The sequence below is a fragment of the Pseudarthrobacter sp. R1 genome (assembly GCF_024494415.1).
Classification (GTDB): Bacteria; Actinomycetota; Actinomycetes; order Actinomycetales; family Micrococcaceae; genus Arthrobacter.
Window position 1 is genome coordinate 77,520 of the sequence record NZ_JAMKFI010000002.1, and the last position, 17,726, is coordinate 95,245.

The 17,726-nt window shown below is 64.0% G+C and carries 20 protein-coding genes; 15 read left to right on the forward strand and 5 right to left on the reverse strand.

From position 1 onward, the window contains the following. Positions 1 to 14 precede the first annotated feature (14 nt). The 3 genes from M8J71_RS02220 (at position 15) to M8J71_RS02230 (ending at position 2,386) form a co-directional block, all read left to right on the forward strand. Positions 15 to 881, forward strand: a complete 867-nt coding sequence (locus M8J71_RS02220) for an alpha/beta fold hydrolase (RefSeq protein WP_256246395.1) — start codon at positions 15 to 17, stop codon at positions 879 to 881. Positions 882 to 937: 56 nt separating this feature from the next. Beyond that, positions 938 to 1,711 (forward strand): strictosidine synthase, encoded by a 774-nt coding sequence (locus tag M8J71_RS02225; RefSeq protein WP_256246396.1) that lies wholly within the window; start codon positions 938 to 940, stop codon positions 1,709 to 1,711. Between the two features lie 72 nt (positions 1,712 to 1,783). Continuing rightward, on the forward strand, positions 1,784 to 2,386 hold the full coding sequence (locus M8J71_RS02230; RefSeq protein WP_256246397.1) for a TetR/AcrR family transcriptional regulator: 603 nt from the start codon (positions 1,784 to 1,786) through the stop codon (positions 2,384 to 2,386). A gap of 97 nt (positions 2,387 to 2,483) precedes the next feature. Here the strand turns inward: M8J71_RS02230 and M8J71_RS02235 are convergent, their stop codons facing one another. Continuing rightward, complete coding sequence (locus tag M8J71_RS02235; RefSeq protein WP_256246398.1) at positions 2,484 to 3,989, reverse strand: helix-turn-helix domain-containing protein; 1,506 nt, start codon at positions 3,987 to 3,989, stop codon at positions 2,484 to 2,486. A gap of 162 nt (positions 3,990 to 4,151) precedes the next feature. Here M8J71_RS02235 and M8J71_RS02240 point away from each other — a divergent pair, with 162 nt between their 5' ends. From M8J71_RS02240 to M8J71_RS02255, 4 genes are all read left to right on the forward strand, one after another. Next, positions 4,152 to 5,198: an amidohydrolase family protein gene (locus M8J71_RS02240; RefSeq protein ID WP_256246399.1), complete on the forward strand. Its 1,047-nt coding sequence runs from the start codon at positions 4,152 to 4,154 to the stop codon at positions 5,196 to 5,198. Then, entirely contained in the window at positions 5,195 to 6,013 is an 819-nt protein-coding gene (locus M8J71_RS02245; RefSeq protein WP_256246400.1) for an iron-sulfur cluster assembly protein, read from the forward strand. Before M8J71_RS02240 ends, M8J71_RS02245 begins: the two co-directional genes overlap by 4 nt. Further along, positions 6,010 to 7,044, forward strand: coding sequence for an NAD(P)-dependent alcohol dehydrogenase (locus M8J71_RS02250; RefSeq protein WP_256246401.1), 1,035 nt, complete (start codon positions 6,010 to 6,012; stop codon positions 7,042 to 7,044). The genes M8J71_RS02245 and M8J71_RS02250 overlap by 4 nt, the downstream gene beginning before the upstream one ends. 85 nt (positions 7,045 to 7,129) lie before the next feature. Continuing rightward, entirely contained in the window at positions 7,130 to 7,447 is a 318-nt protein-coding gene (locus M8J71_RS02255; protein ID WP_256246402.1) for a putative quinol monooxygenase, read from the forward strand. 109 nt (positions 7,448 to 7,556) lie between these two features. Here M8J71_RS02255 and M8J71_RS02260 read toward each other — a convergent pair whose 3' ends face one another. Both M8J71_RS02260 and M8J71_RS02265 read right to left on the reverse strand, forming a co-directional pair. Beyond that, complete coding sequence (locus M8J71_RS02260) at positions 7,557 to 8,027, reverse strand: hypothetical protein (protein WP_256246403.1); 471 nt, start codon at positions 8,025 to 8,027, stop codon at positions 7,557 to 7,559. Next, positions 8,024 to 8,905, reverse strand: a complete 882-nt coding sequence (locus tag M8J71_RS02265; RefSeq protein WP_256246404.1) for a helix-turn-helix transcriptional regulator — start codon at positions 8,903 to 8,905, stop codon at positions 8,024 to 8,026. Before M8J71_RS02265 ends, M8J71_RS02260 begins: the two co-directional genes overlap by 4 nt. A gap of 172 nt (positions 8,906 to 9,077) precedes the next feature. Between M8J71_RS02265 and M8J71_RS02270 the strand changes: the two genes are divergently transcribed. The 5 genes from M8J71_RS02270 to M8J71_RS02290 are packed head-to-tail and all read left to right on the forward strand — an operon-like array spanning position 9,078 to position 12,863. Beyond that, positions 9,078 to 9,962, forward strand: coding sequence for an aldo/keto reductase (locus tag M8J71_RS02270; RefSeq protein ID WP_256246543.1), 885 nt, complete (start codon positions 9,078 to 9,080; stop codon positions 9,960 to 9,962). 19 nt (positions 9,963 to 9,981) lie between these two features. Beyond that, entirely contained in the window at positions 9,982 to 11,010 is a 1,029-nt protein-coding gene (locus M8J71_RS02275) for an aldo/keto reductase (RefSeq protein ID WP_256246405.1), read from the forward strand. After that, the gene (locus M8J71_RS02280) at positions 11,007 to 11,369 is read left to right on the forward strand and encodes a nuclear transport factor 2 family protein (protein ID WP_256246406.1); all 363 of its coding nucleotides are present in this window, start codon (positions 11,007 to 11,009) and stop codon (positions 11,367 to 11,369) included. The genes M8J71_RS02275 and M8J71_RS02280 overlap by 4 nt, the downstream gene beginning before the upstream one ends. Before the next feature lie 33 nt (positions 11,370 to 11,402). After that, positions 11,403 to 11,804, forward strand: a complete 402-nt coding sequence (locus tag M8J71_RS02285) for a (R)-mandelonitrile lyase (RefSeq protein WP_256246407.1) — start codon at positions 11,403 to 11,405, stop codon at positions 11,802 to 11,804. 21 nt (positions 11,805 to 11,825) lie between these two features. Then, on the forward strand, positions 11,826 to 12,863 hold the full coding sequence (locus M8J71_RS02290; RefSeq protein ID WP_256246408.1) for a zinc-binding dehydrogenase: 1,038 nt from the start codon (positions 11,826 to 11,828) through the stop codon (positions 12,861 to 12,863). 41 nt (positions 12,864 to 12,904) lie between these two features. Here M8J71_RS02290 and M8J71_RS02295 read toward each other — a convergent pair whose 3' ends face one another. Continuing rightward, positions 12,905 to 13,507, reverse strand: coding sequence for a hypothetical protein (locus M8J71_RS02295; RefSeq protein ID WP_256246409.1), 603 nt, complete (start codon positions 13,505 to 13,507; stop codon positions 12,905 to 12,907). A gap of 142 nt (positions 13,508 to 13,649) precedes the next feature. After that, positions 13,650 to 14,546: a helix-turn-helix transcriptional regulator gene (locus M8J71_RS02300; RefSeq protein WP_256246410.1), complete on the reverse strand. Its 897-nt coding sequence runs from the start codon at positions 14,544 to 14,546 to the stop codon at positions 13,650 to 13,652. Between the two features lie 154 nt (positions 14,547 to 14,700). Between M8J71_RS02300 and M8J71_RS02305 the strand changes: the two genes are divergently transcribed. From M8J71_RS02305 to M8J71_RS02315, 3 genes are all read left to right on the forward strand, one after another. Beyond that, the gene (locus M8J71_RS02305) at positions 14,701 to 16,203 is read left to right on the forward strand and encodes an MFS transporter (protein WP_256246411.1); all 1,503 of its coding nucleotides are present in this window, start codon (positions 14,701 to 14,703) and stop codon (positions 16,201 to 16,203) included. A gap of 38 nt (positions 16,204 to 16,241) precedes the next feature. Next, a complete protein-coding gene (locus M8J71_RS02310) occupies positions 16,242 to 16,793 on the forward strand; it encodes a nuclear transport factor 2 family protein (RefSeq protein WP_256246412.1) in 552 nt (183 codons plus the stop codon). A 65-nt stretch (positions 16,794 to 16,858) separates the two neighbouring features. Beyond that, positions 16,859 to 17,680, forward strand: a complete 822-nt coding sequence (locus tag M8J71_RS02315; RefSeq protein WP_256246413.1) for an SDR family oxidoreductase — start codon at positions 16,859 to 16,861, stop codon at positions 17,678 to 17,680. Positions 17,681 to 17,726: the final 46 nt, after the last annotated feature.

The window sequence follows — 17,726 nt, forward strand, 5'->3', positions numbered from 1 at the left end:
GGAGAAGAACCGCCATGGACAGCACCGGCACCCCGCACGAATCCCTCGTTACCTCGTATGCGAAAGCACCCACCAAAGCCCTCACCGCCGGTGACACCACCTACGCCTATCGCGAGCTGGGACCCAAGGCCGGCATCCCCGTCGTGTTCTTCGTGCACCTCGCCGCCACGTTGGATAACTGGGATCCCCGCATCATCGACCCCATCGCGAAGAACCGCCACGTCATCACCTTCGACCAGCCAGGTGTCGGCGCCTCCACCGGGCAGGTTCCGCACAGCATCGAGGCAATGGCCAACGACGCCTACACCTTCATCAACGCCCTCGGGTTCGACAAAATAGATGTTTTCTCGTTTTCCCTGGGCGGCATGATCGCCCAGGACCTGGCCCTTAAGCATCCCGATCTTGTCCGCAAGCTCGTGCTGACGGGAACCGGCCCGCGCGGCGGAAAGGATATCGACAAAGTCGTGGCCACCACCTATTGGGACATCCTCCGCGCAACCCTGACACGGTCCGACCCCAAGGAATTCCTGTTCTTCAACCGCAACACCACCGGAAAAGCCGCCGCGAAGGCGTTCATCAAGCGCCACCAGGACCGCACTGTCGACCGTGATAAGCCGATCAGCACCCGCGCATTCCAGACGCAGCTGAAGGCAATCCAGGCGTTCGGCCGCTCCGCCTCCTCGGACCTGTCCACGCTCACGCACCCCGCCCTCATAGCCAACGGCGACAACGACCGCATGGTGCCGTCGGCCCTCTCGGCAGACCTGCACCGGCGCATCAAGGGATCCGAGCTGATCGTCTACCCCGACTCCGGCCACGGCGACATCTTCCAGCACCACGCGAAGTTCGCCCCCGCCGCCGTCGAATTCCTCGCCAACTGACCTACGCGCAGAAAGAAGGCACTTTGGGCACCCCACCGTCAACCACACAACCAAATGTGAAAAAACACTTCACCTCGTCCATCCTGCTGTGGGTGCGCACCGACCAGTCCCGCCAAACCGGCATGGACTACTGGAAGGGCCCACACTCCGGCATCATCGCCGCCACGCCAGGTCTGGAGGAATACCGGCAAATCCACCTCGCGGAACACAACCCTGGCCTGTGGCCCGCCACCGCGGGGGTGGAGACCGGCATCCCGGGCGACCGGAAGATCGACGGCATCGCGGAAGTCACCTTCCAATCCCTGCTCTCCCCACTCCAGGGGCGCAAGCAGACCGCACTGGCACATACGGATGAGGCCAATGTGTTCCGCCGCACGCTTCTCTACGCCGCTCCGCCGAACTCTTCCCGCTGGTACGACGTCGCCACGCCGGCAGAGACCGTCAGCTCCCGCGCCATCGTCTTCCTCCGCCGTCGCCATGGTGTCTGCGGGAGCGCGTTCGGCAAATTCGTGAAGAAGGACCTCATTCCGGCCCTGGCGGGCACCGGCGTGCTGAAGGAACTGCGCACACAGTCCTTCATGCCATGGATCGAAAGTATGTGGGACACGCCCGACGTCGCCCACGACAACCCGATAGGCCAGCGCTTCCATGCCGCGGTCGTCCTCGGGTTCGCCGACAAAGCGGCCCGCGACACCTTCTTCAGCAGCAGCACAGTTGAAAAGCTTTCCCGCCAACTGACCCCGCTGGCCTCCGCCATCCACGCCTACGATGTCGAGTCAGCCCTGACCTACGTCAAGCACGGCCACGCCCTCCCCCACTACCAAGAGTAGAGATGCCGGGGCGCCTCGGAGGCCCGATATACTCAATACTGAGTACAGTCATTTACGCCAGGAGGAACCCTCATGCCGGTTGCATCCCAGCCGCTCGGGCGGCGCGAGCGGAACAAGCAGCAGAAGCTCGACCGCATCACTGCCGCAGCCAGCGAGTTGTTCGCGGAACACGGGGTCGAAGAGGTGACGACCCAACAGATCGCGGACAAGGCCGACATCGGCACCGGAACCCTGTTCCTCTACGCCAAGACCAAGGGCGAGCTCCTCCTGCTCGTGCAAAACGCCCACTACGCCGAAGCGCTCGAACGGGGCCGGGCTGATGCTGAAACCATCCCTGATCCGCTGGGCGCGGTAATGGCGATCGTGCGGCCGATCGTGGAGTGCAACCGCGTCCAGGTCGACAATGGGCGAACCTACCTGCGCGAGATGGTGTTCGGGGACCCGACTGAACCACGCCACAGTGAAGCCCTTGCCATCGTCGCGCAGACCGAGGAGGCCATCGCCGCCGTCCTGCGCCGGCATGAACGGGTCAGTGCCGATGATGCCGCAACAACAGCAGGCATCGTCTCGGCGATCATGTTTGTCAGCATGGCCGCAAGCGTAAACGCCGCCTTGAGTACCGAGGCGATCGTGCAGGACATCAGAACCAAAACCAGTCTGCTCCTGCCCCGCTGATACCCAGAGGCAACACAAGGACGGGGACGTTGTCCCGTGGGAGCAGTAGGGGGCACAGGCTGCCTTTTCGGATCCCCAGCGTTCATGAATGGCTTGTTTATTTCGGGATCGTGATTCCCAACTTCGCCATGCGGCGGTAGATGGTCGCCCTGCTGATGCCCAGTTCGGCTGCCGCCCCGCTTACCGTAGCCCCTGGCATGGAAAGACACCTGACGATTTCGTCGCGTTCGACAGATTCGATCCGGCTCAGGTGCAGGCTCCTTTTTCCCAAGAGGTATGCGGGCAGATGGCTGACGTCGATGGTCTCGGTCCGGGCGGCGGCGGCTTGGATGACAGTGAAGAGCTCGTCAATGTTCTCCGGCCAGGCGTGGGCCATCAATGCCTTTTCTGCCGCGGCAGTGAAGTTGATTTCCCGCAGACGGGTTTGGCGGGCTGCGTACCTGCCCAGGTGCAGGATATCGTCGCCACGTTCGCGCAGCGCCGGAACGGAAACCACTGTATCGACCATCCCCGCCAAGGGATGCGGGATGCCGTCGAGCCCCTCGGCAGTGACGGCCCATGCGAGCGTCGGTGCGCTTGCGCCCTGGGCGACAGGAAGCGACCTCAGTGCGCGGAGGGCCTGGGAGTGGAGTTCTTGTGCCGCCCAGGCGGGCAACAGGTCGACGTTTTCGACGATTACAGCGGTTGCTGGTTTGGCCAGTTCGGGGGTCCACAGCGACAGCCATGCCTCGACGTCGCCGGGGGCGGGGGCGGCGGCTGAGAGGATGCGGCTGCCCGGGTGAACGTGCCGCATTGCCTGGGCCAGCAGGGTTGCTCGCCCCGTGCCCTGCTCGCCGACGGCGGCAACAACGCGTCCGGAGGCAATGGCGTGGGTCGCCTGATCGAGGGCGTTTGTCCAGGCTGACGACATCTTGCGCAAGGTTCCGGCCGCCGGTTCCCGCTTGCCCCTCTGGATGCGGAAGACGCCACCCTTTGGTCCGGCTTTTTCCTTGCGGCCCTGTGATCTTGCGAGCATTAGGGCGGAGGTGTTGCCGGCGGCTGATTCGGCCAATGCCAGCAGCAGTTGTGGGGATGAGCGGGACCATGTGGTGATGTTGACGCTGCCTTCCAGCAATCCGGTGACCGGATCGAAGACCGGTACGGCGGCGCAGGTGTAGGTTCGGAGGCTGGCGCTGTAGTGCTCTTCGGCGCGGACGAGGGTCGGGATTCGGTCGGCCAGCGCTAGCCCCATCCCGTTGGTCCCTGCGTCCCGTTCGGAAAACGCGAACCCCGGCGCCAAGTGAACCTTGTCGAGGGCCCGTAAAAGGGACGTGTCTCCGCTGAACCTGTTCAGGAGCAAACCCTCTGCATCGGTGAGCATGAGGCTCAAGGGTTCATTCGCCAGAGTGCTGTAGAGGCCGGTGAGTACTTCCTGGCCGCACTGGAAAAACAGGGAGTCCGTCACTGCGGAGCCAGCCCACATTGGATCCACTTCTTCTGGTGAGACCCCGTATTCCTCGCTTCGCTGCCAGGAAGCAAGCAGGCGCTTGGCAGGAGTGACGAGCTGGCCGGCGTTGGGATCGCGCGCCAGTCCGACAATCCCCCCGCCATTGTTGGGCATCATTGCCGTCCTCCTCATTTCGATACTTCGAGGTTACTGCGTCGTCCCCTCCCCGGCTGAGGAGAGCCGTCTCAAAATGAGACACAGACCACATGTTGACAGCTCTTCCCTCGGCCTAGCCTCGATGGTGTCGCGACTACGGCAGTCGCGAGAAGGAGACCAGACATGTACAGCAAAGACGGCGAAAACTATTTCATTGTCGACGCCCACATCGCGTTGTGGGACGCCCGCCCAGAGAACCAGCGGAATATACATGGCAAGCAGTTCATCGATTGCTTCTACGACTACCATCGCAACCTCTCCCCCGAGGAGGAGCAGTGGTCCTACGAGGAATACCTTTACCAGGGCGGCGCACGCCTCATGAAGGATCTGTTCGAGGACGGCTACGTCGACCACGCGATCTTTCAGCCGGCCTATCTCGGCGCGTTCTACAAGAACGGCTTCGCGCAGGTCGAGGAGGCGTTCGGCCTTGCCGCGGCGAATCCGGGCAGGCTCACGTACAACCACTGTTACGACCCCCGCGACGGCGAGGCTGGCCTTGACCGGCTGCGCGCCGATCACGAAAAGATGGGCTTCAAAGGAGTAAAGCTTTACACCGCCGAATGGCACGGCGAGTCCCGTGGTTACAAGCTTTCGGACCCCTGGTCCTACCGGTATTTCGAGGAGTGCCGCAAGCTCGGCGTCAAGAACATCCACATTCACAAGGGACCTACTATCCGCCCATTGGACCGGGACGCTTTCGATGTCGCCGATGTCGACCATGCGGCATCGGACTTCACCGACTTGAACTTCGTCGTCGAGCACGTCGGTCTGCCCCGGCTGGAAGACTTTTGCTGGATCGCCACCCAGGAACCCAACGTCCATGGCGGCCTTGCCGTTGCGATGCCCTTCATGCATACCCGGCCGCGGTACTTTGCCCAGATCATCGGGGAGCTTATCTACTGGCTTGGTGAGGACCGGATCCAGTTCTCCAGCGATTACGCCCTGTGGACGCCCCGCTGGCTGATTGAGCGCTTCGTGGACTTCCAGATCCCGGAAGACATGACCGAATACGCCCCGCTCACCACGGCCCAAAAGAAGAAGATCCTGGGACTGAACGCCGCGAAGATGTACGACATCCCTGTGCCCGCAGAGCTCCAACTCCCCGATGCGGACGAGACAAAGACAGGACCGCGGCAGCCCGAACGCGCCGACCTGGCAGGCATCCGTTGACAGCCCTGCACGTCGATCCTGCACCTGAAACCCGCTGGGATGTGACCGAGGAGGACATCCGACGTGCCTTGGACGCCGTGTTCGACCCGGAGCTGGACGAACCGATCACTGATCTTGGCTTCGTTCGTTCCCTCAAGGTCCAGTCCGGTGCCGGAGGTGCACGGGTGGAAGTACACCTGCGCCTGCCCACTTCCTTCTGCTCGCCCAATTTCGCGTACCTGATGGCGTCCGACAGCAAGGACGCGATCTCGGCGCTGCCGGCTGTTACGCAGGTGGTCGTGGAACTGGACGATCACCACGACTCCGACCTCATCAACGCCGGGCTGGCCGCGGACGCAGGGTACCGGGGTACGTTCCTGCACGAGGCTGAGGACAGCCTGGACGAGCTGCGGTGGACGTTCCGCCGCAAGGCCCACACCGCTGCAATGGAGCGCTGCCTCACGGATCTGCTGCGTGCCAACGCAAATCTCGTGGAAACGGAGATGGGAACGATTCGCCTCCGGGACCTTCCGGCTGGAAGAAACAAGGAAGCGCTGCTGCGCCGACGGTCATCGCTTGGCTTGCCTGAGGCGGCCGATTCGATTGTCCTGGTTAACCACGAAGGGCAGCCCTATCCCCCTGATGCCGTTCCGATGGCACTGCGCCGGGCCCGCTCGACCCGCATTTCCATTGACGGAAACGCGCACTTCTGCCGGGGTCTGCTCCGCACACGTTATGGAGGATCCGGAGCGGACCAGAACGCGCGGCCCGAAGGCGCCGAGGCTAAAGACCACCACGAACTACTTCCGCTTATAGTCAAGGAGATTCACCCATGAACACCATGCGAGCCGTCCAGGTAGTCGGCTACCACGAGGGCCTGAAAATGGCAGAAGTCCCGGCCCCTGTAGTCACCGGCCCGTTCGACGTCGTCGTCAGAATCGGCGGCGCCGGCGTTTGCCGCACCGACCTGCACATTCTCGAAGGACAATGGGCCGAAAAATCCCAGGTTCACCTGCCGTACACCATTGGCCACGAGAACGCCGGATGGGTGCACGCAGTCGGCACCGCCGTCACCAACGTGCAGGAAGGCGACAAGGTTATCCTGCACCCCCTCATCACGTGCGGTCTGTGCCGCGCCTGCCGTTCCGGGGACGACGTGCACTGCGAGCAGAGCAAGTTCCCAGGCATCGACACGAGCGGCGGGTACGCAGAATACCTTCTGACATCCGCACGATCCGTCGTCAAAATCGACGACTCGCTGGAGCCCGCCGACGTCGCGGCCCTGGCCGACGCAGGCTTGACCGCTTATCACGCGGCCGCTAAAGCAGCTAAGCGGTTGACCCCGCGGGACACCTGCGTCGTCATCGGCGCCGGCGGACTGGGGCACATCGGGATCCAAGTCCTCACCGCGCTCACACCCGCACGCATCATCGTCGTCGACCGCAATCCTGCCGCCCTGGAGCTGGCCAAAAGGATCGGCGCGCACGAGGGCGTCCTCGCTGACGGGACCCAGGTCGAGCAGGTCCTTGCCCTCACCGACGGTCATGGAGCGGAGGCACTCATCGACTTCGTTGGCGAAGGCGGCGCAACCGCCCAAGGCGTCGCCATGCTGCGCCAGGCCGGGGATTACTACGTGGTGGGCTACGGCGAGAACATCAACGTCCCTACCATCGACATCGTCTCGGCCGAGATCAACATCATCGGCAACCTGGTCGGCTCCTACAACGACCTTCAGGATTTGATGGCCCTGGCGGCACGCGGCGCCGTCACTCTGCATACCCAGAAATACGCCCTCCACGACTTCCAACAGGCGATCAGCGACCTCGACGCGGGCAAAGTACGCGGCCGGGCCATCCTCGTACCCTAAAAACAAACCCAGGCGACTCGACGCATCACCAAAATCCATCGGAAACTGCAGACCGCGTTCTCTATCCATCACCTAAGGACCAAGATTGATTTTCATCACCGCAAAATTCCCGGTAAAGCCAGAGCACGCCGACAAATGGGCCGATATCACCAGGGACTTCACCGCAGCAACGAACGCAGAAGAAGGATGCCTCTTTTTCGAGTGGTCACGCTCCCTCGAAGAACCTGAAACTTACGTGCTGGTGGAGGCTTTCCGCGACGATGAGTCCGGTGCCATTCATGTTCAATCGGACCACTTCAAAAAAGCTACCACCGAACTTCCGCCGTACCTTTCCGCGACGCCGGACATCGTCAATGCGCGGGTGGACGGCTGGTCAAAGCTCGGCGAAATGGCAGTCGACTAACTGCCCGCCCTCCGCTCGACCCAAAACTTCGGTGTAGTGGCACGGCAAGCCCGCGCCACTACACCCATTTCGGCATCTTGTGACATCGCGATGTCCCTGGCGTTGTTGTTCACTTGGCCGCCTGCGCCTTGATACTTTGGAGGGCCGCGTTGAATCCTTGAGGTGTGCCGCTGGAACCGGCGAGTCGATCAACCTTTATCTCGTCGATGTCGCGGCCCACCACGACACCCGGCACCGCAGCGGCAAAGCGTTTTTGCAGGTCCAGTGATGTGGGGTCCGAGGCATGCGGTATCACGATGACGCCGGTAATGATGTCCCCGGAGAGGGTTACCGTCACCCCGATGGACGACGGGAGACTACCGTATTGCCCCTCGGCCGTGTACTGACCGTCAACGTAGTCCCATTCCCCGGCAGGAGACGCGCTGCCCTGCCTGCTTTCGATGGCTGGCGCCGACACTTCCACCGCCTGCACTGACCCTGGTGTTGACGCACAGGATGTCAGGGCAGTGCCGGCCGCGATTCCGGCAGTGAAGGCCGGCCCGAGTTTCACTGCCAGGGTGGCAGCCGGACCGTGGTTCATTTCGTCTCCTTAACCGCGGCCTTCGTTGTTTCACGCTGGGTGGCGGCCCAGCTGGCGAGGACTATCAGGGCGTCCTCTGAGGGGGATTCCGGCTCTGCCGTGTAAACGTTGATACGCAGTCCCGGGTCCGCGGGGAGCTCAAGCGCTTCGTAGGTGAGGTCGAGGTCGCCCACGATGGGGTGGTGGAGCCGCTTGCGGCCGGTGCGGTGGTGCTTCACGTCGTGCCGTGCCCACCGGATGCGGAATTCCTCGCTGCGCGTGGAGAGCTCTCCGATCAGGTCTGTGAGGTCCTTGTCGTACGGGTTTTTCCCGGCCGTGGAGCGCAGGACCGCGACGACGTCGTCCGCGGCGCGTTCCCAATCGGCAAAAAATTCCCGCGCTTTTTGGTTCAGGAACGTGAAGCGTGCACTGTTCGGCGGAGCCGGCCCGTCCGCCATCATGTCCAGGTAAAGGGCTCGGCCGAGTTCGTTGGCCGCGAGGACGTCACCGCGGTCGTTGCGGACCCAGGCGGGCGCCGTCGTAATTGCCTCGATGACGCGCTGGACGCTGGGCCGCACCGTCTGCGGACTGCGCTTGCGCCGCACCCGCGGTGCGATGGTGGCGGCGCGGGCCAGGTCGAAAAGGTGGGCCGTCTCGGCGTCGTCAAGCTGCAGGGCGCGGGCCAACGCTTCCAGGACGCTGTCCGAGGCGCCGGAAAGATGCCCCCGCTCAAGCCGGATGTAGTAGTCAATGCTCATTCCAGCGAGCATGGCCACTTCTTCCCGGCGCAGCCCGGTGACGCGCCGGTTGCCGCCGTACGCGGGCAGCCCGGCTTCCTCTGGGGTGAGCCTGGCGCGGCGGGAGGTCAGGAACTTCCGCACGTCGTCGCTGTGTGTCATGGCTTCCACGCTACGCGCGGCCCAGTGAACGAGGGAGGGACTGGCGTTACCCGGAACGGCCGTGACTCCCGGCCCCTAAGACATCACGGTTGCATTGAACAAACGGAACGAAGGGGGTAGTAACGCGCCCTCCCACAACCGCACGCATCCCAATACCGTGAGAGGCATGGTTATGGAACTTACCCTCAACAACGGCGTCACGATGCCCGCCCTCGGCCTGGGCGTTTTCCAAAGCGCACCGGAACAGACGACGGCGGCCGTACAGTCCGCGCTTGCCGCCGGCTACCGACACATTGACACCGCCGCCGCTTACGGCAATGAGCGGGAGGTGGGCGAAGGCATCCGCACCTCAGGTTTGGACCGCGCCGGGGTGTTTATCGAGACGAAGGTGTGGGTCAGTGACTACGGCTTTGACGAGACGCTGCACGCTTGGGATAAGGCTGTTGGCAAGCTGGGCGTGGACTACCTCGACCTGCTCATCCTGCACCAGCCTGCCCCTGACCGGTTCGAGAAAACCATCGCCGCGTACAAGGCACTGGAGACCCTGCTGGCTGACGGGCGGGTGCGGGCGATCGGCGTCAGCAACTTCATGCCGCACCACCTGAAGCGGCTGCTTGCGGAAACAGACATCATTCCGGCGGTCAACCAGATCGAGCTGCACCCCTACTTCACCCAACCGGACGTCGAAACAATCGATGGCGAGCACGGGATCCTCAACCAGGCGTGGTCGCCGATCGGCGGCATCACTTTCTATCCCGGCTGGGGCGGCCAGGACCGCCGGAACGTCATGCAGGACCCGGCGATCGCCGCCGTCGCGCATTCCCACCGGAAGACCCCAGCGCAGGTGATGCTGCGCTGGCACCTGCAGCAGGGCCGCTCCGCCATTCCCAAGTCAACCAACCCGGAACGGATCGCCGAGAACTTCGACGTGTTCGACTTCGAACTTTCGGCAGCCGAGCTCGCGGCAATCGACGCGCTTGACACCGGCGAGCGCAACGGACCCGACCCCGACGAGGCGCGGCCGGAGCGCTTCGCCATGGTCATCCCCGAAGCCTAGGACGAGAGAGAAGACCAGCATGGAATACCGTCCCCTTGGCCGCACCGGTGTGCGGGTCAGCCCCTTGTGCCTGGCCGCAATGATGTTCGGCCCCTGGGGAAACAATGACCACGCCGACGCCACCCGGATCATCCACCGGGCACTCGACGCAGGGATCAACTTCATCGACACAGCCGACGTCTACTCCGGCGGTGTCTCCGAGGAGATCGTCGGGCAGGCCCTGGGCAGCCGGCGCGACGACGTCTTCCTGGCCACCAAGTTCTTTATGCCCATGAACCAGGACGATCCCAACCAGCGCGGCGGGTCCCGCCGCTGGATCATGCGTGCGGTGGAGGACTCGCTGCGGCGGCTGAACGCCGACTACATCGACCTTTACCAGGTCCACCGGCCCAGCCCGGACACCGATGTGGAGGAGACCCTGGGCGCCCTGACCGACCTGGTCCGCCAAGGCAAGGTGCGGTACATCGGTTCCTCGTCCTACTCCGGATCCCAGATCGTGGAGGCCCAGTGGGCATCACGTGATAGCAACCTGGAGCGGTTCGTCACCGAGCAGCCGCCGTACTCCATCCTGGTCCGCGGCATCGAAGAGGACATCCTGCCCACAACTCAGCGCCACGGCATGGGCACCCTCACCTACAGCCCGCTCGCCGGCGGCTGGCTCTCCGGGCGTTGGCGGAAGGACTCCGCATCCAGGCCCACCTCCAGCGCCCGGCCCAGCGCCCGGTTCGACATGACCAAGCCAGCCAACCAGCGCAAGCTCGACATCGTCGAGGAACTCGCCCAGGTAGCCCAGTGGGCCGGGGTTACGCCCATCGAGCTGGCCATCGCGTTCGTCATCAACCACCCCGGCGTCACCTCAGCCATCGTGGGACCTCGCACCATGGAACAGCTGGAGTCCTACCTTCCCGCCGCCGATCTAACTCTGTCCACCGATATATTGGACCGCATCGACCAGCTCGTCGCCCCGGCAGTGACCGTCAACCCCGACGACAACAGCTACGGCACCCACGAACTCACGGCACACGCACGACGACGGACGCAACCATGAGCGACGCGCACCTTGAGGAGCTCCACAGTGAGCTGTGCGAGGCCATGGTGGCCGGGAACCTTGGAGAACTCGGCCCCCTCCTCGCCGACGGCTTCACGCTCACCCACATGACCGGATACGTTCAGGCCAAGGCGGAATGGCTGGAGGCCATCGATACTGGTGAGATGCAGTACCACCGGATGGAAACGGTCGACGCCACCCACAGCACTGTGGGCTCTGTGCCCGTGCTGACCGCCCGCACCCTGACCGATGCCACGATCTGGGGGGCGAGGGCAACCTGGCGCCTGACATTGCGCTCCTGGTTCGAGCCCTTCGGAGACGGGTGGGTCATCACCCGCACAGTCGCATCAACCTGGTGATAATCCCGACAAGAGACAACACGTAAGGAAACCATGCATATCGAACCTGCTGTGCCCACGACCAAAAACCCACCGGCGCAGTTCGCCGGCGACGTCTGGCTGGATCCAATCGCACTCCCCCACGAGCCCGACCAGACCATGGTAGTCGCCACCGTCCGCTTTGCCCCCGGAGCACGTACCGCCTGGCACTCCCACAAACACGGCCAGTATCTGCGTGTCACCCAGGGTGTGGGTCGTTTCGGTACCCGGGACGGAAAAATCATCGAAGTCCACCCCGGCCAGACGATCTACACCCCACCCGGCGAGGAACACTGGCACGCCGCCGCCCCCGGCTGCTTCATGGAACACATTGCCATGCTCCAAAACGGCGAAGACCCCACGAAAACGACCCTCTGGGGCGAGCACATCACGGACGACGAGTACAACGGCCAATAATCGACAAGGAGAGATAGTCAGATGCGTGCAACCTTTATGTATGGAGCCGGCGACGTGCGGGTGGAGAACGTGCCCGATCCTGTGCTGCAAGACCCCTCGGACGCACTGGTGCGGATCGTCCGTTCCTGTGTCTGCGGCTCCGACCTGCACCCCTACCACAGCATGCCGAAATCCCACCAGGGTTCGCCGATGGGCCACGAGTTCATCGGTGTGATCGAGGAGGCCGGCAAGGATGTTTCGACATTGAAAAAGGGCGACTTTGTCATTGCCCCCTTCGCCTGGTCCGACGGGACCTGCGACTTCTGCCGCGAAGGGCTGCAGACCTCGTGCCGCCACGGCGGCTTCTGGGCCTCCGGCGGAATAGGCGGCGCCCAGGCCGAGGCCGTCCGCGTCCCCTTTGCAGACGGCACCTTGGTCAAGGCGCCAGTCGGGGAGGACAGCGAACTGCTGCCCTCCCTGCTGACCCTGTCCGACGTCTACGGCACCGGCTACCACGCCGCCATCAAAGCCGGCGTCAGCGAACGGACCACCGTCACCGTCATCGGCGACGGCGCCGTCGGCCTTATGGCGGTCCTGTCCGCCAAACAATTAGGCGCCGAGCAGATCATCCTCATGGGCCGGCACAAAGCGCGGACCGACCTGGGCATCGAATACGGTGCCACAGACGTGGTGGCTGAACGGGGTGAGGCCGGGATCGCGAAGGTCCGCGAACTCACCGGCGGCGACGGCACCCACACCGTGCTCGAATGCGTCGGGCACCGGCCCGCCTACGACCAGGCACTCGGCACAGTCCGCCCCGGCGGTGTGATCAGCCGTGTGGGTGTGCCGCAGTACGAGGACGCCCCGATTGGTTTCGGCTCCATGTTCGGCCCTAACGTGACGCTCACCGGCGGCCCGGCCCCTGTCCGCGCTTACATCGACACCCTGCTCCCCGGCGTCCTGGACGGCACCGTCAACCCGGGCATGGTTTTCGACCGCACCATCAGCCTCGACGACGTCCCCGACGGCTACCGCGCCATGGATTCCCGCGAAGCCCTCAAGATCCTCATCGGCTCATAGGGAGGGCTCGAGCTGCGCGTGCATCGGAGCCCGACTAAACCTCAGTTAGAACCGCCGCCCAGTACGTCCACGTGCACGTGGTCGAGGTGACGCAAGATCTCGTTGCGGGGCTCAGGTGCGTCGTAGTAGTGCCATTGCCCGCTTGAGCTGTGCACGCTCCAGAACCGGTCATCGAAGATGACGTATTGGATGTCCAGCTCCTCGGCATGGGCGACGAGCCAGTGGGCCAGTATCCAACCCTCCCTGCGGTTCTCCTCGGTCACAGGGCGGAAGAAGATGTCAATTGCCCGGCCGTCGTAGTGCGTTGCGTCCGCTCCGTGTCCCTGGTCGATGCCGCCCGGGGCGAAGCCGCCCAGGCTTTGGTCGCCGAACACTTTGGTCATGGTTTCGCGCAACTGTTGGGCGCGCGGTGTAAGACCGTTGACGCCTGCCTGTTGTTCCTGCAGATCATTGGCCGCTGAGCCTCGACAGCTCAGGGTAGGGCCAGCATCTTCGGATGGTCCGTCAGCCAACCGCTGCAGGACTGCCTCATCGATGCCGGAGGTGTCCGGTGCCTCCATCCCGCGGGCCCGGAGCGCGACGGCGGTCGTTGCCAGCTGTGCCTCATCACGGTAGAGACCAACCTCCTCTTCAGCGGTTTGCACGAGGCACTCCGGACGCAGCAGCAGGGAGCCAGCTTCCGGGCGCAACAGCAACAAGCTGGGTCCGAAAAGCCCCAGTGCTACCGCGAGCACCCCGAGTACGAAAGACCGAAGAACAGGCCGGGCCGGGTACTCACAGCTGTCTTCAGGCGCGGTGGCGGGTAGGCACGTCTGTTGCTTTTTGACCGGCCTCACGGCGGGCGGTGGCAGCCCAGGTTGCGAGCAGGTTGAGTGCGTCGTGGCCCGGGGTGCCGGGCTCGGCGCTGTAGGCGATGAGGGTGAGGCCTTCGTTGCCGGGGAGTTGCATGGCTTGGAAGGTCAGTTCGAAATCGCCCACTACGGGGTGGTGGAAGGGTTTGGTCCCGGAGCGGTGAAGGCGGACGTTCTGCGCGGCCCACATGGTCCTGAAGTCCTTGCTTCGGGTGGAGAGTTCTCCAATGAGGTCGGTGAGGTCGCGGTTGTGGGGGTCGCGTGCGGCTTCCTGCCTCAGGATGGCGACGACGTCCTGGGCCATTGCTTCCCAGTCCGCCACCTGTTCGGGAGACGCGGGATCGAGGAAGACGAAGCGGGCGAAGTTCTGCGGCTGGTCCGGCTCGTCGTCGTTGGGGTGGTAAAGCGCGCGGGCCAGTTCGTTCATGCCGAGGACATCGAGCCTACCGTTTTGGACGAAGGCCGGGATGCCGGTCATGCCGTCGAGGAGGTGCTGGATGCTGGGGCTGAGTTTTTGCGGGCCGCGCCGGCGCTGCCTGGGCCGTTTCTGGTTTGCTGCGCGGGCGAGGTCGAAGAGGTAGGTGCGTTCGGCGTCGTCGAGTTTGAGGGCACGGGCGAGGGATTCGAGGATGCTGTCGGAGACGCCGGTGAGGTTCCCGCGCTCGAGCCGGTTGTAGTAGTCGATGCTCATCCCGGCGAGCACGGCGAGTTCCTCACGGCGCAGGCCGGGCACGCGGCGCAGGCCGCCGTAGGTTTGCAGCCCTGCCGCGTCCGGGGTGATCCGGGCACGGCGTGATTTGAGGAATTCGCGTACTTCGCTGTTGTTCGTCACGGTTTCCACGGTACGCGCGAACACAGGGCCGGTGGGAGGTACTGGCATTACATGGAACACCAGCCACTACCTCGGCAACTGGGGCGACGGTTGACTTGTTGATGAAGGGACGCGAAGCGCCTCGACATCCAAGACTTCTACGGAGAATCCCTGAATGACAGACTCACTGACCGCACATCCCGCGGACGTCACCAGGAGGCGACGCTGGATCGCGTTGGTCTTCATCTCGATCGCCCAGCTGATGGTGATCTTTGACGCCTCGATCATGAACATCGCCCTCCCTCAGGCCCAGCTGGACCTGGCGTTCAGCGACGCGGACCGGCAATGGGTGATCACCGCTTACAGCCTCGCCTTCGGGGCGCTGCTCCTGCTGGGCGGGCGGTTGTCGGACCAGTGGGGGCGCCGGCGTTCGTTCGCTATTGGACTCGTTGGTTTCAGCGCCGCCTCGGTGCTGGGCGGGTTTGCAGCGAATATCGAGATGCTGGTGGCGGCCCGGGTTCTGCAGGGAATGTTCGCCGCTCTCCTCGCTCCGGCGGCCATGTCCCTGCTGTCGGTGACCTTCCCTGCCGGCCGGGAGCGTGCCACCGCGTTTGGTGTTTTCAGCACCGTCGCTGGTGCCGGTGGCGCCATCGGCCTTCTGCTTGGTGGGGTGCTGACCGAGTTCGCGTCCTGGCGGTGGACCCTGCTGGTCAACATCATCTTCGGCGCAGTTGCCGTCCTCGGTGCCTTGGCTTACATCCGCGACCCCGGAGCTGAACATCAGCGTGAACGGCTCGATGTCCTCGGCACCGTGCTGGCCTCGGTGGGGCTCGCCGCCCTGGTCCTCGGACTCAACCAGGCCGCGACCGAAGGCTGGGGCGCAACAACCACCATCACCTCATTCGTGACCTCCGTGGTCCTGCTGGCCGTGTTCGTCGCCGTCGAAAACCGTGTTCCTGCCCCGCTGCTGCCGATGCGCGTGATCCTGGACTGGAACCGGGGCGGGGCCGACCTCAGCGTCTCCCTTGCCATGGCCGGCAACTTCACCCAGTTCCTCTTCCTCACCTACTACATGCAGTCCATCCTCGGCTTCTCCCCGCTGCTGACCGGTGTTGCCTTCCTTCCCCTCGTGGCCTGCCTGATTTTCGGTTCCACCCAGCTCGGGACACGGCTCATCGGCAGGCTTCCGGTCCGGTGGCTGATGGGCGGCGGCTACCTGGTGGGTGCCGTCGGAATGTTCTGGCTGACCCGGCTGACTGTCGAGAACGCCTACTGGCAGGTGGTCTTTCCCGCCAGCGTCATCATGGGCCTGGGCCTGGGAACCGCGTTCATGTGCTCCATGATCCTTGCCACCTCGGCGGTGGAACCGCAGGACACCGGGGTCGCCTCGGCCATGGTCAATACCTCACAGCAGATCGGCGGAGCCGTCGGAACCGCGCTCATGAGCGCTATCGCCGCCGGCGCCACCGCCGCTTGGCTGGCAATCAACCAAACCGCCACGAGTGCGGCAGCGGAGCAGGCTGCTGTTCATGGTTACGTCATAGCGTTCTGGTGGGCTGCCGGTGCCCTTCTTCTTGCCGCAGCGACGTCATTCGCGCTCGTCCGCTCCACCCGCCCCTCCGATGCAGCCACCGATGGATCGTCCACCGATTCCGCAGCCTCGCTGGTCCACAACTAAAAGTGCTTCACACGAGGCAGAGTATCGAAAGGATCACCATGCCGTTCCGCATCACAAGGCCGGCCAGCGTTTTATTTGCCAGCCTCTCCCTGGCCACGGTCCTGGCCGGCTGCTCACCAGCCGCCACTCCCCCACGTACAGAATCCAGCGAACCGATCCCGTCCCAGGCAACAACTACGGAAAGTCCCATCCCCATGAATGAGACGTCAGGTACCCCGCCCGTAAACGACGACGAAGCAGCAGTCCTTGAGGTGAACAGGGAGCGGAGCCGGTTGCTCGTGGAGCAGCGCACCGATGAACTCGATGAACTGCTCAGCCCGGACTTCGTAGCCGTGCACATCACCGGCTACGAGCAGACCAAAACCGAATGGCTGGACCAAATCCAGTCGGGACAGATGCGATATCACAGCTTCGAGGAGGTCTCCACGACCGTCACCATCGACGGCGACTCAGCCGTCGCGGTCACCCGGAACCTGGTGGACGCCACCATCTACGGCTCCCGCGGGACCTGGCCGCTGGAATCCACCACCACCTACGTCCGCGACGGCGGCACCTGGAAAGCCCAACACTCCCGGGCGACCACCTACTAACCGTCAAACCCGTTCAGCACATCCACCCACCACAGACATTCACACCAAGTAGAGGAAAACACACCGTGGCACACGAAGTAGTAGTCATCATCGGCGCAGGCAGCATCGGCGTAGCGATCGGCCGCGTCGCCGGCATCGGCCGGCGCGTCCTGCTCGCCGACTACAACGAGGAAACCATGAACACCGTCGCCGCCTCGCTGCGCGGCGAAGGTTACGACGTCACCACCCACCAGGTGGACATCTCCGACCACGACGCCGTCGCCGCACTGGCCGATACAGCCGCAGCCGCCGGGGACGTCACCCGCGTGGTCATCGCGGCCGGCGTGTCCCCCGTCCAGGCGACCACCGAACGGGTCCTGCACGTTGATCTTCTCGGCACGGCTTACCTCCTGGAAGAATTCGGCCGGGTGATCGCCCAAGGTGGTTCCGGCGTCGTTATTTCCAGCATGGCTGGCCACATGGGCGAGGGCTACCCGCGCGACATCGAACACGCGCTGGCCTACACCCCCACGGCCGAGCTGCTTGGCCTGCCGTTCCTCGCGGCCGACAAGGTTGGAGATTCCGGCGCTGCCTACACGCTGGCCAAACGCGGCAACGCCCTGCGCGTCCAGGCAGCAGCCACCAGCTGGGGCGCGCGCGGGGCACGCATCAACTCCCTGAGCCCGGGCATCATTTCCACTCCCCTGGCCCAGGACGAAATGTCCGGACCGTTCGCCGAAGGCTACCGGAACATGATCCGCACCTCAGCGGCCGGCCGCATGGGCACCCCCGCCGAAATCGCAGCCATCGCCGGGTACCTCCTCGGACCCGAAGGTGCCTTCATCACCGGCTCAGACCTCCTCATCGACGGCGGCGTCATCGCAGCAATGCGCGCCGGCCAACTCTAACCACACCACCCAACAAGAAGGAGAAACCCTCTGTGGTTGAACTCAT

Bases quoted from the DNA above. Each gene is read 5' to 3' on its own strand.
- M8J71_RS02270 (WP_256246543.1), top strand. From the start codon at position 9,078: ATGGAACTTACCCTCAACAACGGCGTCACGATGCCCGCCCTCGGCCTG.
- M8J71_RS02305 (WP_256246411.1), top strand. From the start codon at position 14,701: ATGACAGACTCACTGACCGCACATCCCGCGGACGTCACCAGGAGGCGA.
- M8J71_RS02260 (WP_256246403.1), bottom strand. From the start codon at position 8,027: ATGAACCACGGTCCGGCTGCCACCCTGGCAGTGAAACTCGGGCCGGCC.
- M8J71_RS02290 (WP_256246408.1), top strand. From the start codon at position 11,826: ATGCGTGCAACCTTTATGTATGGAGCCGGCGACGTGCGGGTGGAGAAC.
- M8J71_RS02285 (WP_256246407.1), top strand. From the start codon at position 11,403: ATGCATATCGAACCTGCTGTGCCCACGACCAAAAACCCACCGGCGCAG.
- M8J71_RS02240 (WP_256246399.1), top strand. From the start codon at position 4,152: ATGTACAGCAAAGACGGCGAAAACTATTTCATTGTCGACGCCCACATC.
- M8J71_RS02265 (WP_256246404.1), bottom strand. From the start codon at position 8,905: ATGACACACAGCGACGACGTGCGGAAGTTCCTGACCTCCCGCCGCGCC.
- M8J71_RS02310 (WP_256246412.1), top strand. From the start codon at position 16,242: ATGCCGTTCCGCATCACAAGGCCGGCCAGCGTTTTATTTGCCAGCCTC.
- M8J71_RS02220 (WP_256246395.1), top strand. From the start codon at position 15: ATGGACAGCACCGGCACCCCGCACGAATCCCTCGTTACCTCGTATGCG.
- M8J71_RS02275 (WP_256246405.1), top strand. From the start codon at position 9,982: ATGGAATACCGTCCCCTTGGCCGCACCGGTGTGCGGGTCAGCCCCTTG.
- M8J71_RS02230 (WP_256246397.1), top strand. From the start codon at position 1,784: ATGCCGGTTGCATCCCAGCCGCTCGGGCGGCGCGAGCGGAACAAGCAG.
- M8J71_RS02235 (WP_256246398.1), bottom strand. From the start codon at position 3,989: ATGATGCCCAACAATGGCGGGGGGATTGTCGGACTGGCGCGCGATCCC.
- M8J71_RS02250 (WP_256246401.1), top strand. From the start codon at position 6,010: ATGAACACCATGCGAGCCGTCCAGGTAGTCGGCTACCACGAGGGCCTG.
- M8J71_RS02280 (WP_256246406.1), top strand. From the start codon at position 11,007: ATGAGCGACGCGCACCTTGAGGAGCTCCACAGTGAGCTGTGCGAGGCC.